At 73.9% G+C, this 15,133-nt stretch carries 14 protein-coding genes; 9 read left to right on the plus strand and 5 right to left on the minus strand.

What is annotated here, in order from left to right:
* Position 1: 1 nt before the first annotated feature.
* From ACIPSJ_RS25615 to ACIPSJ_RS25640, 6 genes are all read left to right on the plus strand, one after another.
* Positions 2-946, plus strand: a complete 945-nt coding sequence (locus ACIPSJ_RS25615; RefSeq protein WP_359219927.1) for an ATP-binding cassette domain-containing protein — start codon at positions 2-4, stop codon at positions 944-946.
* The gene (locus tag ACIPSJ_RS25620; protein ID WP_401349288.1) at positions 943-1,782 is read left to right on the plus strand and encodes an ABC transporter permease; all 840 of its coding nucleotides are present in this window, start codon (positions 943-945) and stop codon (positions 1,780-1,782) included. Before ACIPSJ_RS25615 ends, ACIPSJ_RS25620 begins: the two co-directional genes overlap by 4 nt.
* A gap of 73 nt (positions 1,783-1,855) precedes the next feature.
* Positions 1,856-3,124: a sensor histidine kinase gene (locus tag ACIPSJ_RS25625; RefSeq protein WP_401350098.1), complete on the plus strand. Its 1,269-nt coding sequence runs from the start codon at positions 1,856-1,858 to the stop codon at positions 3,122-3,124.
* Positions 3,121-3,789 carry a response regulator transcription factor gene (locus ACIPSJ_RS25630; RefSeq protein ID WP_359219931.1) on the plus strand — a complete coding sequence of 223 codons (669 nt, stop codon included), beginning with the start codon at positions 3,121-3,123 and terminating at the stop codon, positions 3,787-3,789. Before ACIPSJ_RS25625 ends, ACIPSJ_RS25630 begins: the two co-directional genes overlap by 4 nt.
* Before the next feature lie 138 nt (positions 3,790-3,927).
* On the plus strand, positions 3,928-5,415 hold the full coding sequence (locus tag ACIPSJ_RS25635) for a hypothetical protein (protein WP_401349290.1): 1,488 nt from the start codon (positions 3,928-3,930) through the stop codon (positions 5,413-5,415).
* Between the two features lie 5 nt (positions 5,416-5,420).
* Complete coding sequence (locus ACIPSJ_RS25640) at positions 5,421-6,359, plus strand: YbhN family protein (protein ID WP_401349293.1); 939 nt, start codon at positions 5,421-5,423, stop codon at positions 6,357-6,359.
* Positions 6,360-6,390: 31 nt separating this feature from the next.
* On the opposite strand, the gene ACIPSJ_RS25645 is transcribed toward ACIPSJ_RS25640, so the two are convergent.
* From ACIPSJ_RS25645 to ACIPSJ_RS25665, 5 genes are read right to left on the minus strand one after another with little or no spacing between them, the layout of a single operon-like run.
* Positions 6,391-7,137 (minus strand): response regulator transcription factor, encoded by a 747-nt coding sequence (locus tag ACIPSJ_RS25645; RefSeq protein WP_401349296.1) that lies wholly within the window; start codon positions 7,135-7,137, stop codon positions 6,391-6,393.
* A 56-nt stretch (positions 7,138-7,193) separates the two neighbouring features.
* Positions 7,194-9,845 carry an FtsX-like permease family protein gene (locus tag ACIPSJ_RS25650; protein ID WP_401349299.1) on the minus strand — a complete coding sequence of 884 codons (2,652 nt, stop codon included), beginning with the start codon at positions 9,843-9,845 and terminating at the stop codon, positions 7,194-7,196.
* Complete coding sequence (locus ACIPSJ_RS25655) at positions 9,842-10,513, minus strand: ABC transporter ATP-binding protein (RefSeq protein ID WP_359219941.1); 672 nt, start codon at positions 10,511-10,513, stop codon at positions 9,842-9,844. The genes ACIPSJ_RS25650 and ACIPSJ_RS25655 overlap by 4 nt, the downstream gene beginning before the upstream one ends.
* Positions 10,500-11,234 carry an ABC transporter ATP-binding protein gene (locus ACIPSJ_RS25660; RefSeq protein ID WP_401349302.1) on the minus strand — a complete coding sequence of 245 codons (735 nt, stop codon included), beginning with the start codon at positions 11,232-11,234 and terminating at the stop codon, positions 10,500-10,502. Before ACIPSJ_RS25660 ends, ACIPSJ_RS25655 begins: the two co-directional genes overlap by 14 nt.
* Before the next feature lie 5 nt (positions 11,235-11,239).
* Positions 11,240-11,875 (minus strand): hypothetical protein, encoded by a 636-nt coding sequence (locus ACIPSJ_RS25665; RefSeq protein WP_401349304.1) that lies wholly within the window; start codon positions 11,873-11,875, stop codon positions 11,240-11,242.
* 154 nt (positions 11,876-12,029) lie between these two features.
* On the opposite strand from ACIPSJ_RS25665, the gene ACIPSJ_RS25670 reads away from it, so the two are divergent.
* From ACIPSJ_RS25670 to ACIPSJ_RS25680, 3 genes are all read left to right on the plus strand, one after another.
* Positions 12,030-13,358 carry a histidine kinase dimerization/phospho-acceptor domain-containing protein gene (locus ACIPSJ_RS25670; protein WP_401349306.1) on the plus strand — a complete coding sequence of 443 codons (1,329 nt, stop codon included), beginning with the start codon at positions 12,030-12,032 and terminating at the stop codon, positions 13,356-13,358.
* 216 nt (positions 13,359-13,574) lie between these two features.
* Complete coding sequence (locus ACIPSJ_RS25675; protein WP_401349307.1) at positions 13,575-14,252, plus strand: phosphatase PAP2 family protein; 678 nt, start codon at positions 13,575-13,577, stop codon at positions 14,250-14,252.
* A gap of 175 nt (positions 14,253-14,427) precedes the next feature.
* The gene (locus tag ACIPSJ_RS25680; RefSeq protein WP_401349309.1) at positions 14,428-15,096 is read left to right on the plus strand and encodes a DedA family protein; all 669 of its coding nucleotides are present in this window, start codon (positions 14,428-14,430) and stop codon (positions 15,094-15,096) included.
* Positions 15,097-15,133 lie beyond the last annotated feature (37 nt).

Here is a 15,133-nt window from a genome sequence, read left to right on the forward strand (position 1 = left end):
CATGATCGACGCACAGAAGCTGACCAAGCGGTACGGGGAGAAGACGGCCGTGGACGGCCTGGACTTCGCCGTGCAGCCCGGCACGGTGACCGGCTTCCTGGGGCCCAACGGCGCGGGCAAGTCCACGACGATGCGCATGATCGTCGGACTCGACGCCCCGACCAGCGGCTCCGTCACGGTCAACGGACAGCGTTACGCACAGCACCAGGCGCCGCTTCAGGAGGTGGGCGCGCTGCTGGAGGCGAAGTCGATCCACCCGGGCCGCTCCGCCTACAACCACCTGCTGGCGCTCGCGCTGACCCACGGGATTCCCCGCCGCCGGGTCGACGAGGTCATCGAGATGGCGGGGCTGGGCAGCGTGGCGAAGAAGCGGGCCGGTGCCTTCTCCCTGGGCATGGGGCAGCGCCTCGGCATCGCGGCGGCCCTCCTCGGCGATCCGCAGACGGTCATGCTGGACGAGCCGGTCAACGGGCTCGACCCGGAGGGCGTGCTATGGATCCGCAACCTGCTGAAGGCCCTCGCCGACGAGGGGCGGACCGTGTTCGTCTCCTCCCACCTGATGAGCGAGATGGCCCTGGTCGCGGACCACCTGATCATCGTGGGACGCGGCCGGCTGCTGGCCGACACCACCGTGGGCGACCTCGTCCGCGAGGCGGGCGGCGACACGGTGCAGGTGGCCACCCAGGACCCGGCCCGGCTGCGGGAGGTACTGGCCGCTCCGGGGGTGGAGATCACCGGCCGGGCCGGCTCCGAGGAGCTTCAGGTGACCGGGGTGAGTGCCCGGGAGATCGGCCTGAAGGCGGCCGAGCACGGGATCGCGCTGTTCGAACTGACCGCGCGGACGGTGTCGTTGGAGGAAGCGTTCATGAACCTGACCAGGGACGCCGTGGAGTACCACGGCTCCGCGACCGTCGAGAGCCTTCAGACCGTCGGGAGGACCGCATGAGCACGCTCACCGCAACCGTCGAGACGCCCCGGAACGCCCCGGCCCGCCCCGCCTACCGGGTGACCGGACGGCGCGTCCTGGCCTCCGAGTGGGCCAAGCTGTGGTCGCTGCGCTCGACCTGGATCACCCTGGGCCTCGGCCTGCTCTTCCTCGTCGCCTTCGGGCTCATCGCCGCGAACCACTACAAGTCCGGTGTGGGGTCCCCGCACCGGGACCCGGACTTCGCCACGTCGACGGCCGTCAGCCTGTCCCTCTTCGGCACCAACTTCGCCCAGCTCGCCCTCGGCGTGCTCGGCGTGCTGGTCACGGCGGGGGAGTACTCGACCGGCATGATCCGCTCCACCCTCGCCGCCGTGCCGCGCCGGCTGCCCGTGCTGTGGTCCAAGGCGGCCGTGTTCGGCCTGGTCGCGCTGGTGGTCGCCACCCTCGGCGTGTTCATCGCCTTCGGGTTCGGCAGCGCCATCGTCTCCGGCACCCCCGCGGCCATGGGGTTCTCGCACGCGGGAGTCGTCCGCAGCCTGCTGGGCGCGGGTCTCTACCTCGGCCTGGTCGGCGTGATCGGCACCGCGCTGGGCGCGCTGCTGCGGTCGGTGGCCGGCGGCATCTCGGTCCTGGTCGCCTCCCTGATGCTGGTCCCGGGCCTGATCTCGCTGCTGCCCAGCTCCTGGCAGGACAACATCAGCCCCTACCTGCCGAGCAACGCGGGCGAGTCGATGTTCGCCCTGACCCACGACTCGACCACGCTCTCGCCGGGCGCCGGACTGCTGGTCTTCCTCGGCTGGACGGCGCTGGCGCTGGCGGGGGCGGCGTACCGGCTGGTGCGCAGCGACGTCTGACCGCCTGCACCATGGGCAGGTGACGACTGTGACCACCGACTCCACCACCGCGACCACCGACGACATCGGTGGGATGGGACCGCTGGCCGCCCGGCTCGCCCGGGGCGGCCAGCGGCTGCGGCTGGCGGACCGCGCCCATCCGTGGGTGCTGGACACCGCCGTGGCGGCCCTCGTCGTCCTCATGTTCTGTCTGCCGGACCTCGTGCACCACGGCGGTGCGGAGGTCGGCGACGGCGACGGCGACCGGCACAGGTTCCAGTTCGCCTTCACCCGGCTCCCGCTGCCGGCCGTGCTGGCGCTGCAGGCCGGCCTGGTGCTGCCGCTGCTGTGGCGGCGGCGCCGGCCCATGACGACCTTCGCCGTCATCGCCGCGGTCTTCGCCCTGCAGTGGTCGCTCGGCGCCGCGCTGCGCGCGGACGTCGCCCTGTTCATCGCCCTGTACAGCCTGGCCCTGCACGGGCGGCTGCGTCGGCTGCCGTGGGCCTGCGCGGTCATAGCGGCGGGGATGGTGCTGGTCGCGGTGCGCGTGTCGCCCGCCGTGTCCGTCTGGGACGCCCTGTTCTTCCTGCTGAGCACGGCGACCGCGGCTCTCGCCGTCGGCCTGATGGTCCGGAGCCGGCGGGCGCAGCTGGCCGGGCTGCGGGAGCGGGCGGCGCGCCTGGAGACGGAACGCGACCAGCGCATCAGGCTCGCCACCGCCACGGAACGCGCCCGGGTGGCCCGCGAGATGCACGACATCGTCGGCCACAACCTGTCCGTCATCATCACCCTCGCCGACGCGGGCGCGTACGCCACCGACACCGCTCCCGAACGCGGCAAGGAGGCGCTCCGGCTCATCGGCGACACCGGCCGCACGGCCCTCGGCGAGCTGCGCCGGGTGCTCGGCGTGCTGCGCGAGGCGTCGGACGGCGCCCGCCGGGCGCCCGAGCTCAGCCCCCAGCCCGGCCTCGCGGACATCGAGACGCTGTGCGACGGTGTCCGCACCGCCGGACTGGAGATCGTCTACCGGACCGTCGGCGAGGTGGACGCCCTGGACCGGGGCATGCAGCTGACCGTCTACCGCATCGTCCAGGAAGCCCTGACGAACACCCTGAAGCACGCCGGCGCCGGCACCCGGGTGAACCTCGCGGTCGTCGTCGAGGACGAACGGCTCGTCATCCGGATCCGCGACAACGGCACGGCCGGACACCCCGGACCATGGAACGAGGAAGGACACGGACTGGTGGGCATGCGCGAACGAGCCGCGTTGTACGGAGGGACCGTGAGCGCGGGACCCGCGGCCGACGGGGGCTGGACCGTGGAGGCCGCCCTGGACCTGACCCCCGAGGCGGGTGCCCGGTGACCACGGTCCTCATCGTCGACGACCAGCAGTTGCAGCGCTACGGCTTCCGGGTGCTGCTCGACTCCATCCCCGAGACGGAGGTGATCGGCGAGGCCGCGAACGGCACCGAGGCCGTCCGCAAGACCGCCGAGCTGCGCCCCGACGTCGTCCTGATGGACGTACGGATGCCCGGCATGGACGGCATCGAGGCGACCCGCCGGATCGCCGAGTCCGGGGGACGCTCCCGGGTCCTCGTGCTGACCACCTTCGACGTCGACGAGTACGTGCACGCCGCCCTGCGCGCCGGAGCCAGCGGCTTCCTCCTCAAGGACGCGCGCCCCGAGGAACTCCTCGCCGGGATCCGCGCGGTCGCCGGCGGCGACGCGGTGATCGCGCCGGCCCTCACCCGGCGCATCCTGGACGAGTACGCCCGGCATGTGCCGGCCAGGAGGGGCGACCCGGCCGAGGATCCGCGCCTGGCCGCGCTCACCGAACGCGAACGCGAGATCCTCGTCGCCATCGGCAAGGGCTGGACCAACGGCGAGATCGCCGCCCGCTTCGTCGTGACCGAGTCCACCGTGAAGACGCACGTCGGCCGGGTCCTCGCCAAGATCGGCGCCCGCGACCGCGTCCAGGCCGTGATCTTCGCCTACGACCAGGGACTCGCCCGCCCCGGCACCGGCTGAACGGAAGGCCGAGGTAAGGCGCCGGCACGCCCTCTTCTCACTCGCCTCTCACCCTACAAGCCGTAGTGTGGAGCGTTCTCCTACGACCTGTAGGAGGGGCCGGCTCCACCGCCGGCCCGGGACGACGAGAGGTGCGAGATGGCGGACGGCTCGAACGCCACGGCGATCAGCGCCCCACGGGCCGGACGTCCGGCGCGACCCGCCGTGCCCCGCCGCCGGCGCGGGGAACCCCGGCTCGCGACCGTCGCGGCCGCCTTCACGCTCGCCCAGCTCGTCCTCGTACGACCTGGCCTGGGGCTCGGCTGGGACGAGACGGTCTACGTCAGCCAGGTCAGCGGCCACGTTCCCGCCGCCTACTTCAGCGCGCCCCGCTCCCGAGGCATCTCGCTCCTGGTCGCCCCGATCGCCTCGTGGTCCGACTCCACCGTCCTCCTGCGGATCTACCTGGCCGTCCTCTCCGGCCTGGCCCTCTACCTCGCCCTGCGCGTCTGGCGGAACCACCTCGGGCCCGGCGTGGTCGCCCTGGCCGCCGCCCTGTTCGCCTCGCTGTGGGTGACGCTCTTCTACGGCCTTGAGGCCATGCCCAACTACTGGGTCGCCATCGGCGCCCTGGCCTGCGTCGGCTGCTTCCTGCGCGCCCGCGCGAACGCACGGGACCGGGCGGCCTGGTGGGGCGTGTTCGCGGGAGCGGCGCTGATGGCGTGGATGCGCCCCATGGACGCGGTCTACGTCGTGCTGCCGCTGCTCGCCCTCTCCCTGCGCCGCCCGCGCCTGCTCGCCGTACTGGCCGCCGGGCTGCTGGCCGGCGCCGGCGAATGGGTGATCGAGGCCTATGTGAGCTACGGCGGTCTCGGGCAACGCCTCTCCGACGCCTCCGCCGTCCAGGGCGGCCTCGGCTGGCACCTCGCCGTCGTCGACCAACTGCGCAGCCTGGGCGGGCGCACCCTGTGCCGGCCCTGCACCGGCTCGGCCCCGAACCCGGTGGTGACCCTGTGGTGGTTCGCGCTCCCGCTCCTCGCGGTCCTGGGGGCCGTGATCGCCGTCCGCGCCCGCCGCGCGCAGCCCACCCTGCTGCCGCTGGCCTGCGCCGCCACGGCCGCCGTCCCCTACCTCTTCCTCATCGGCTACGCGGCCCCCCGGTTCCTGCTCCCCGCCTACGCCCTGCTCGCCCTCCCCGTCGCCGGCGGCCTGGCCCACCTGGTCACCGCCCCGGCCCGCAGGAGCGCGCGCACTCTGGCCGTCGGCCTGGTGGCGGTCGGGCTGGCGGGCCATCTGGCCGTGCAGTACGTCGTCCTGGAACACACCGTGCACAGCTCCGCCGCCTCCCGCGCCGACTGGGCCCGCACCGCGGCCGCCCTCCACCGGCTCGGCGTACGGCGACCGTGCCTGCTCAGCGGCTACGACGCCGTCCCGATCGCCTACTACACCGGCTGCGGCTCCGCCCAGACGGCGGGCCACGACGCCAGCACCAGCGTCGCCGGACTGAAGCGTGCCGCCCACCGCACGTCCTTCGCCGTCCTCGTCCCACCGGGCAGACGTGCCCCCGCGTACGCACGCGCCTGGCCCGACGAACGGGCCGGTGTCCTCCAGGCGTACGTGGCGCCCGGCGCGCGGCGGGGGAGGTGATCCACGTGTCCGCGACCGAGAGCCTGCCGGTCACCTCGGGCAGACGCCTGTACCTCCACCTGGGAATCACCCTGGTGGTCCTTGCCGCGGCCGGTGCGGTGCTCGCCGCGCACCGGGCCACGCTGGACAGCGGCACCGAGCGGCTGGCCGCCGCCGACGGGGAGTGGCTGGTGCTCGCCTGCCTCGCCGCCGTCGCCACCTGGGTGAGCGCGGCCGTGGCACAGCAGGGCGCGGTGGTCGAACGCCTGCCCAGGGGGCGGCTGGTGGCCGCGCAGTTCGCGGCCGGCGCCGCCAATCACCTGCTTCCGGCGGGCGCCGGAGCGACGCTGGTCAACCTGCGGTTCCTGAGGCGGTGCGGGCTGTCCACCCGGCGCGCGGCGACCGCGCTGGCGGTGAAGGCGGCCGTCGGCGGGGTCGTCCGGTGCGTGCTGGGCGTGGCCCTGCTGGTCGCCGCACCCGGCACGGTCGGTCTCTCGGTGCGGATCCCGCACGTGCTGGTCCTGCTGCCGGCGGTGGCCGGAGCGGTAGGTCTGGCGGTCGCGATCAGCCGCCGCCTTCGACGAGCTGTGGGCCAGGCCTTCGGCGACGTGCGCGAGGTGCACCGGAGCCGGGCGCGGGCCTGCGCGCTGTGGGGCGGGTCGGTCGCCTTCGCCCTGCTGCACGCCGGGGTGGTCGTCGCCGTGGTGCACGCGATCGGCCTCGGCCTCCCCACCAGCCGGGTCGTCCTGGCCTACCTGGTCGCCAGTGGCGCGGCGGCGCTGCTGCCCACACCGGGCGGACTGGGGTCGCTGGACGCCGTGCTCGCCCTCGCCCTCACGGCGGCCGGAGCGCCGGGACCGGACGCGGTCTCCACGGTCCTGGGCTACCGCCTGCTGACCGGCTGGCTTCCGATGGCCCCCGGTCTGCTCGTACTCGCGCTGTTGGTCCGCCGCAAGGCACTGTGAACGTCGCCGTACCGCAGGAGCGAGCGCGGGCTCAGTCCCGCGGTTCCGGTTGCCGCTCCAGCCGGTACCCGTGCCCCCGCAGCGTGGTGACCCGGGGCAGCAGGACCGGACGCCCGCCCGCCTGTGCCGCCTCGGTCAGCCTGCGGCGCAGGCCCGCCAACGTCACGTCGAGGGTCTTGGTGGAGCCGAACCAGTTCTCGTCCCACACCTCGGCCATCAGTGTCTCGCGCGAGACCGCCTCGCCGATCCGCCCGGCCAGCACCGCGAGCAGGTCGAACTCCTTGGCCCGCAGCGGGACGTCGACACCGAGCAGAGCGCAGCGCCGGGCCGTCACGTCGACGACGAGGTCTCCCAGCCGCACGGGTTCGCGGGCCGGCGCCGCCGCCGTGTGCCGTCTGAGGTGCGCGCGCAGCCGGGCGAGCAGCACGGTCAGGCTGAACGGCTTGACCAGATAGTCGTCGGCGCCGGCGTCCAGTCCGGCGATGATGTCGATGTCGTCGGTCCGTGCCGTCAGTACGACGATCAGCAGGTCGGGAAGGCGGGCCCGGAGCTGCCGGGCGACGTCCAGGCCGTCCATGTCCGGCAGCCCCAGATCCAGCAGGAGCACGTCGTACGGTGCCCGCGCGGCTTCCGCCAGCGCGCCGGTTCCGGTGCGGCACCACGTCGGCGCGTAGTCGTGGCCGCGCAGGCCGGTCTCCAGGTGGCGGCCGATGGTGTCGTCGTCCTCGACGACGAGGACGCGCAGTCGGCTGCGGTCGGGTGCGGCGGGCGTGCGCATGGGCGACAGCCTAGAAGCCGTGGCGGCGAGCGGCCCGTCGCCGGTGTACGCCGGGGTCACAGGTCCCGGAGCTCCTCCACGGCGGGGCGGTGGCTGCCGCGGATGCCGTTCAGGGCCGCGGCGAGGACGGCGGCGAGGGCGGCCGCACCCGTGAGCGCGAGATAGGCCCCGGGGACCGACAGGGCTGCCGGTGGCGGATCGAAGACCCCGGTGAGGACCTTGACCAGCATCTCCGACAGGGCCCAGCCGATGAGGGCGCCACCGGCCAGACCGCCGGCGGCCAGCAGCAGGGCCTCGGAGAGGACCATGCCGCGCAGGTGGCGTGGCCGGGCGCCGAGGACGGTGGCGACGGCGAAGGTGCGACGCCGTTCGGCGAGTCCGAGGGCGAGGACGAGACCGCCGGCTCCGGCGGCGAGCAGGACGGCGAAGGCGAGCTCGATGCGGGTGAGGCCGGCCAGGTCGACGGAGGTCAGGCTGGTGCCGACGGTGCCGCGGGTCTGGGTGAGGTCGGTGACGGTGGCCCCGGTGCCGAGCTGTTTGCGCAGCTGACCGGCGATCCCCGGCTGGTTCGTGCCGCCGGTGTCGAGGAGGAAGGCGCCGACCGTGTCGCTGCCGGTGGCCTTCGCGATGTAGGAGGCGTTGGCGACGAAGAAGCTGTCCTTGGGGGCGGTGGGGAACTCCTTGGCGATGCCCGCGTAGTGGAAGGGGACCGCGCGCAGCGCCTTGGTACGGGCGTCCTGGACGCGCAGGTTGAGGGTGTCGCCGGGGGAGAGCTGGAAGTCGTTGACGGTCTCGACGCTGACCAGGATGTTGTCCGGGCGCTGGGCGAGGCGGCGCATCAGCTGCTGGGCGGTGCCGCCCGCGAAGTAGGCGTCCTGGAGGGAGGTGGCCCCCGCGATGGTGTCCGGCCGGACGCCGTAGAGGTCCTGGAGGTCGGAGCCGACGTAGGCGAAACGGTGCTGGAGCGGTTCGACATGCCGTACGCCGGAGATCTTCAGGCTGTTCCCGGCGGTGGGCGGGACCTGGGCGCCGGGGGGCTCGGTGACGGTGACGTCGGCGCCGTTGGTGAGCCGGGCGTCGACCTCGGCCTGCTGCTGGTAGGTCGCGTTGAAGACGGCGGTGGAGATCGCGAAGGAGACGGCGAGGGCGAGCAGCACCACCGACCGGGCGAACGGTCGGCGCCGCCGGGCCAGGACGGCCGCGGTGGTACCGGCCAGGGTCGCGGTCAACGGCCGGACCAGCCGGGCCAGGGTGGTCCGGCCGTGGGTGAGGGCGAGCAGGGTGAGGCGCCACAGCAGCAGGGCCGCGCCGATCCACAGCAGGGCGGGACCGAGGAAGGCCCAGTACGACACGGAGATGCTGGGGACGCCCTCGGGGGCGAGGACGAGTGCGTACTGGTTGCCGGAGGAGGCCCGGAAGACGAGCCACGAACCGATCAGGAGGACGAGGTCCACGCCGTAGCGCATCCACCAGGGCGACCGGGAGCGTCGTACTTCCTCCTGCTTGCGCGTGTCGGCGACGGTGACCGCGCGCAGGTCGCGCAGCGCGGGGACGAGGACGGCGCCCGCGGCCACCGCGACGCCGAGGACGAAGGCGACCGCGTACCAGAGGGACCAGGTTCCGGCGCTCGCGCCGAAGGAGGCGGTGCCGAAGGCGAGCCGGCCGGTGAGGGCGGCGACGCCCAGTCCCGCCAGGCCGCCGACCAGGCCGATCAGGGCGGCCTCCAGGCCGGCGAGCGCGGTGATCTGGCGGGGCCGCAGCCCGCGCAGCCGCAGCAACCCCTGTTCCTGACGGCGCCGTTCGCCGCCGGCCGAGGCGACCGCCGCCGTCAGCGCGGCGGCCAGTACCGCGCCCGGCACGCCGAGGAAGAGGAAGAGGATCTGGGCGTAGAGGGCGTCCTGGCGGGCCGAGTCGAGGGCGGCACCGATGTTGTTGCCGACCAGGGCGGTGCCCGAGGAGCGGGCTTCGAGGTTGTGGGCGGCGCCGGTGACGGAGGTGTAGGCGGCGGCCGGGTCGGAGGGCAGCCGGGTGTTGTCGCGGGCCGCGTGGATCTGCGTGGTGACCCCGGTCGCGCCGTGGGTCAGGGCCGCGAACCGGGCGGCGGGCAGCAGGACGACGTTGTCCGGGGGCGCGGTCGGCTGGGACTGGCTGGGGGCACCGACGGTCTGGAAGAGGGAGTCGGCCTGGGGGAGGTCGACGACACCGTCCACCTTCACCTGGCGCAGACCGGCGCCGGGCAGCCGGACGCCGATGGTGTCGCCGGGGGCGGCGTGCAGGTTGGAGGCGGTCTGCTGGGCCAGCAGGACACCGGTGCCGGAGCCGGAGAGCGTGCGCAGGGCGTCCGGGAAGCGGGCGCGGTAGCCGTCGGGCAGGCCGAGGGCCATGCCGGGTCCCGTGGTCTGGGTGCTGCCCTGTACGCGGGCGGTGAAGCCGCTGGTGTGCGCGAAGCCGACGGGCAGGGCGGCGCGGGTGCCCCGGGCCCCGGCCACCAGGGACCGGACGGCGTTCGGATCGGCGCCGGGCTGTACCTGGACCTGCCAGTCCACGGCGACCGAGCGCACGGCGCGCTGGGTCATGGTCGCCTTCGACGCGGTGAGGAAGGAACCGAGCGCGGCGACCAGGGCGACCGCGAGCGCGATGCCGGTCAGGGCGGCCAGCAGCCGTCCGGTGCGGTGGCGGGTCAGTCCGCGGGCCCATGCGGCGATCATGACACTTCCTCGGGTGCGAGAGGTGCGAGCAGGCGTCCGTCGCGCATGCTGCGGCGGACGGTGAGCCGGGCGGCGACGGCCGGGTCGTGGGTCGTGACGACGAGGGCCGCGCCGGTGTGGTCGGCGGCCGTCAGGAGGGCGTCCAGGACGCGGGTTCCGGTGGCGTGGTCGAGCCGGCCGGTGGGTTCGTCGGCGAGGATCAGGCGCGGCGCCTGGGCGAGGACCCGGGCGGCGGCCACCCGCTGGGCCTGGCCGCCGGAGATCTCCTCGGGGAGCCGGTCGGCCAGGTCCGCGGCGTCCACGAGGGCGAGGGCCGCGAGCGCGCACTGTCGCGCCTCGCCCTCCGGACGATCGGCGAGGACCAGGGGGAGCGCGGTGTTCTCGACCACGTTCAGGGCGGGGATCAGACTGTCGCCCTGGAAGACCAGACCGATGCCGTACGGCCCGAGGGAGGCGGCCCGGGTGACCGTGCCGCTGGTGGGCTGTTCCAGCCCCGCGAGCAGGTGCAGCAGCGAGCTCTTGCCCGACCCCGAGGGGCCGACGACGGCGAGCCGGTCCCCGGCCCTCAGCTCCAGGTCGGCCCCGTGCACGGCCACCACGGACTGCACTCCCCGGCCGAAGGTCAGGGCCGCGTCCGCGCAGCTGACGAGCGTCTCATCCGACGGCATCGCGGGCCTCCTCGTGATCCTGCCGCCGGACATCGGTGGCCTTCCCGTCCGTCAGAGTGATCACCCGGTCCGCGACGCGGACGGCTTCCCGGCTGTGCGTGACGATCAGCACCGCGCACCCCTCCGCGGCCCGCTCCCGCAGCATCGACAGGACCAACTGCTCGGTCTCCCCGTCCAGTTCACCGGTCGGCTCGTCGGCCAGCAGGACGGCGGGCGCATTCGCGAGCGCCACGGCCAGCCCGGCCCGCGCGAGCTCTCCGCCGGACAACTGGCGCGGCAGGGCGTGCGCCCGGGCGGCCAGCCCCACCCGGTCCAGCAGTTCCCCGGCCGCCACGGGGGCCCTGCGGCCCCGCGCCCGCTGCGGCAGCCGGACGTTGTCGCGCACGCTCAGGTGCGGCAGCAGGTTGCGGCTCTGCAGCAGGACACCGATGTGCCGGGCGCGCAGCCGGGCCCGCTCGGTCTCGGGCCGGTGGCTGATGCGTACGCCGTCGACGTGGACCTCGCCGCCGGAGGGCTCGTCGAGTCCGGCGAGGCATGCCAGGAGGGTCGACTTGCCGGCCCCGGACGGGCCCACGACCGCGACCGTCTCACCCCGTCGTACCCGCAGGGACACCCCGCGCAGCGCGAGTGTCTCCTCTTCCCCGGCCCGGTAGAAGCGGTAGAGCTCGCGGGCCGTGAGGACATCGTCGGAGCCGCCGCCGGTGTGTGTGGTGTCGGACATGGGGCTCACTGCCAGGTGAAGGAGTCGCTGACGGTGCGCCACGGGTCGACGTTGTCGGCCTTGACCGGTCCGGACAGCGTCACGTCCACCTCGTGCCCCGCGCGGTAGAACGCGTACCGCTCGAACGCGTCCCGCACCACCTTTCCGGTGACCGGGTCCTTGGCCGAGTCGCCCTGGTAGGTGAGCAGGACCACCCGGCCGGCGTGCCGGGGCACCTCGCTCACCCTGGGCGCGGCGAACTTCGGTACCTGTGACCGAAGTCGGGGTACGACGGTGTTGGTGACCGAGCCGGCCGTCGGCGCACCGGAGGCGGTGACCGCGGCGATCCGCACGGTGTTGAGCTTGTCGGTGAACGCGGTGGTGCCGCCCTGGCTGGTGCGGGCCCAGCCCTCGGGCACCTTCAGGGTGAAGCCGGTGAAGGAACCGCCGCTCGGCCGGTAGGAGACGTACACCTGGTTGTCGGGGATGTCGCCGGGCGGATTGGACTCGGTGGGCGCCGGTTTGTTCTGTCCGCTGACGGTGGAGGAACCGGACGCGGGGGTACTGGAACCGGTGCTCGACCCGGACCCGGAACAGCCCGCGGTCACCGCCGCCACGACGCTCAGCCCGACGACGGCGTACGTCCTTGTGTGTGCTGCCATGGCCACTGCCCTCCAGGGAACTCCGCTGACCGGACGGTCATGGCACCGACGCTAGGAAGCCGCCGGTTAACGCCCCGCCCGCCGCGGGTTAGACGACGGCAAAACCGTGTGGCGCAGTGCATCCGCCCAGGTGAACGGCCCGCATGATGGGCGCATGAGACAGCGCGTGGTGCGAGTCGCCCTGACCGCCGCTCTGGTCGCCGTCGTCCTCCTCGCCGTGCCGCTGGCCCTGGCGATCAGGTCGTCCCTGTACGCGGACCAGCGCGACACCCTGGAGCGGGCGGCCCTGGCCGGCGCGGTACGGGTGAGTCCGGACTACGTGAGCGGCGATCCGGTGGAACTGCCCGCGCCCCCGGCCGGCGGGCGGCTCGGCCTGTACGACCCGCACTCGGTACTGCGCGCGGGCAGCGGGCCCCGGCCGGGCGGCACCCCGGTCCGGCACGCCCTGACCGGTGAGGTGGCGCGGGGCCGGGCGGGCGGCGACCTCGTCGTGGCCGTACCCGTCGCCCATGCCGAGCGGGTGATCGGCGTCGTACGGGCCTCGACCCCCGTCGCGGCCGTACGCGACCGGGTGTTCACCGCGTGGGCGGTCCTGCTCGGCGTGGCGGTGTTCGCACTGGCCGTCGCCGTCCTCGTCGCCCGCCGCCAGGCCCGGGCGCTGGCCGCTCCGCTGGAGGAACTCTCCCGCCACTGCCGGGCCGTGACCGAGGGCGACCTGACCGCACGGGCCGCACCGAGCCCCATCGCCGAGATCGACCAGGTCGCCCGCACCCACAACGAGATGCTGCACAGCCTTGCCGAACTCCTGCGCCACGAAAGGGACTTCGCCGCCAACGCCTCCCACCAGCTGCGCACCCCGCTCACCGGCCTGCAACTCGCCCTGGAGGCGGGCCTGACCCAGGAGGACGACGCCCGGTTGCGGCCCGTTCTGACCGAGGCCCTGGCCACCACGCAACGCCTGCACCACACGGTCGAGGAGGTCCTGCGGCTGTCCCGTTCCGGGGAGGCGGCCCGCCCCACCGCCGCGACGACCGAGGTACGGCAGCTGCTGCGGGAGACGGAGGAGCGGTGGCACGGCCTCTTCGCCCAGGACGGCAGGCGCCTGGAGTGCGCCGTCCGGGACGCACCGGCCGACGCGCGGATTCCGGGCGCGCCCGTGTCGGAAGTGCTCGGCATCCTGCTGGACAACGCCCGGGTGCACGGGCACGGCACGGTCCGGTTGACGGTGCGGGACCTGGACGACGTCCTCGCCTTCGACGTGAGCGACGAAGGAGCGGTGACGGGCGAGCCCGCCCGGCTCTTCGACCGCGGGCGCAGCGGGAACGGGCACGGCACGGGCATCGGCCTGGCCCTCGCCCGCGATCTGGCCGCGGCCCTGGGCGGCAGGCTCTCCCTGACCAAGGGCCTTCCGGCCACCTTCACGCTGCTGGTTCCCGTCGGCCGGGAAGAGGCGGCGCGGGAGGTCGAGGGGGAGTCCCGGTGAGCCGACGGACTGCGCGGTGATGGCCCGGCACCCTCGAATCTACAAGATGTAGTAGATTTGATCGGTGATCGCTCCGGCGTCGCCGCGATGTCATCTGGACGTCACCTCATGTACAGGAGGTGACCGGTGACGCGGCCCGCGCCCCTGCCCCTCGCTCACTCCGGTGGGCATGCGGCGCGCTGACGCGTGCCCACCAGGACGAAAGGACGTCTCGCTATGGCCGCGGCCGCCACCGCGCAACTGGCTCTCGACGGATCCGGCATCGACGGCTCGTTGTTCACCTCGGTCACCGACTTCGCCCGTGACACCAAGTGGCTCAACACGCCCATGGAACTGTGGACCAACCTCGGTCTCGGGGTCTTCGCCATCCTCATGATCGCGGGCTGGTGGACCGCGCGGCGCCGCGGCCCGCGGGCGATGACCCTCGCGCTGGCCGCACCGGTCGCCGTCCTGGCCGCCTTCGCCGCCGCCGAGGTCGTCAAGAAGCTGGTCGGGGAGGTGCGGCCCTGCCGGTCGATGCCCCGTGCCTACTTCGTCGACACCTGCCCGGCACCGTCGGACTACGCCTTCCCCAGCGGGCACGCCACCGTCGCCGCGGCGACCGTGGCGGCGCTCTTCCTGCTCGACCGCCGGCTCAGTGCCGTCGCCGCCGCGTTCGCCGTACTGGAGGGTTTCAGCCGGGTCTACGTCGGCGCCCACTACCCCCATGACGTCCTCGCCTCCGCGGTCCTCGCTCTCCCCGTCGCCTTCCTGGTCAGCTGGGCGCTGTGCCGCTGGGCCGCCCCGCTGGTCGGCTCCCTGAGTCATGGGGCGCTGCGCCCGTTGCTCGCGGCCGAGCCCACCGCCACCGCACAGCCTGCCCGGCAAGCCGCTTCGGCCGGAAACCGGCCCTGACCGCCTGTCCGGCCGGTGGAACGGTGGCGTGTGAGGCCCCGGCGGAGTGTGAGATATCGAACGACTCGCGAACATCTACTACGTCATGTAGAGGTGAGACGTATCGTGGGAGTGCCACCGGGGCCGGGTGCCCCGAGGAGCATCCGCACTCGTCCCTCCGAAAGGACCCTGTCCCATGACGGCACCGTTTCCGGCCGCCTCCCAGCTGGCTGTGAACGTGCTCGACGCCCATTCGCTGCTCGCCGCCTTCGGCGTGCTGGGCGTGGCGGTGGTGATGTTCGCCGAGACCGGGCTGCTGGTCGGGTTCTTCCTGCCGGGCGACTCCCTGCTGTTCACCGCCGGCCTGCTCTGCACGGGCTCGGCGCAGGGGAGCCTGCGCCTGTCCCTCGGCCCGCTGCTCGTGGCGGCGGCGGTCGGCGCGCTGGCCGGGGCGCAGTGCGGGTATCTGCTCGGGCGGAAGGCCGGCGGAGCGCTGCTGGCTCGCAGTCACTCCTCGCGCCTGCACGAAGGAACGAAACGCGCGGAGGAACTCCTGGAGCGGTACGGGTACGCGAAGGCCATCGTGCTGGCCCGCTTCGTGCCCGTGGTGCGCACGGTCCTGAACCCGTTGGCGGGCGCCCTCGAAGTCCCGGTGCGGACCTTCACCCTGTGGCAGGTCGTCGGCGGCCTCGTGTGGAGCGTCGGCCTCACCCTCGCCGGCTACGCGCTGGGCTCGTCGATCCCGAACGTCGACCGGTACCTGCTGCCGCTGGTGGCGCTCATCGTCGTCGTGTCCCTGGTCCCCCTCGCCGCCGAGGTGTACCGCGGACGCCGGGCCGCCAAGTCCCGTGGGAGCCGCGGTTGACCGGCGCCCGGGTCAGGGGGTTTGGAGAACTACCGCC

Source organism: Streptomyces sp. NPDC090088, assembly GCF_044747345.1.
Classification (GTDB): Bacteria; Actinomycetota; Actinomycetes; order Streptomycetales; family Streptomycetaceae; genus Streptomyces.

Excerpts from the sequence above, each read along its gene's own strand:
- ACIPSJ_RS25665 (WP_401349304.1), bottom strand. The coding sequence starts at position 11,875 with ATGGCAGCACACACAAGGACGTACGCCGTCGTCGGGCTGAGCGTCGTG.
- ACIPSJ_RS25615 (WP_359219927.1), top strand. The coding sequence starts at position 2 with ATGATCGACGCACAGAAGCTGACCAAGCGGTACGGGGAGAAGACGGCC.
- ACIPSJ_RS25675 (WP_401349307.1), top strand. The coding sequence starts at position 13,575 with ATGGCCGCGGCCGCCACCGCGCAACTGGCTCTCGACGGATCCGGCATC.
- ACIPSJ_RS25620 (WP_401349288.1), top strand. The coding sequence starts at position 943 with ATGAGCACGCTCACCGCAACCGTCGAGACGCCCCGGAACGCCCCGGCC.
- ACIPSJ_RS25625 (WP_401350098.1), top strand. The coding sequence starts at position 1,856 with ATGGGACCGCTGGCCGCCCGGCTCGCCCGGGGCGGCCAGCGGCTGCGG.
- ACIPSJ_RS25635 (WP_401349290.1), top strand. The coding sequence starts at position 3,928 with ATGGCGGACGGCTCGAACGCCACGGCGATCAGCGCCCCACGGGCCGGA.
- ACIPSJ_RS25680 (WP_401349309.1), top strand. The coding sequence starts at position 14,428 with ATGACGGCACCGTTTCCGGCCGCCTCCCAGCTGGCTGTGAACGTGCTC.
- ACIPSJ_RS25660 (WP_401349302.1), bottom strand. The coding sequence starts at position 11,234 with ATGTCCGACACCACACACACCGGCGGCGGCTCCGACGATGTCCTCACG.
- ACIPSJ_RS25670 (WP_401349306.1), top strand. The coding sequence starts at position 12,030 with ATGAGACAGCGCGTGGTGCGAGTCGCCCTGACCGCCGCTCTGGTCGCC.
- ACIPSJ_RS25655 (WP_359219941.1), bottom strand. The coding sequence starts at position 10,513 with ATGCCGTCGGATGAGACGCTCGTCAGCTGCGCGGACGCGGCCCTGACC.
- ACIPSJ_RS25650 (WP_401349299.1), bottom strand. The coding sequence starts at position 9,845 with ATGATCGCCGCATGGGCCCGCGGACTGACCCGCCACCGCACCGGACGG.
- ACIPSJ_RS25645 (WP_401349296.1), bottom strand. The coding sequence starts at position 7,137 with ATGCGCACGCCCGCCGCACCCGACCGCAGCCGACTGCGCGTCCTCGTC.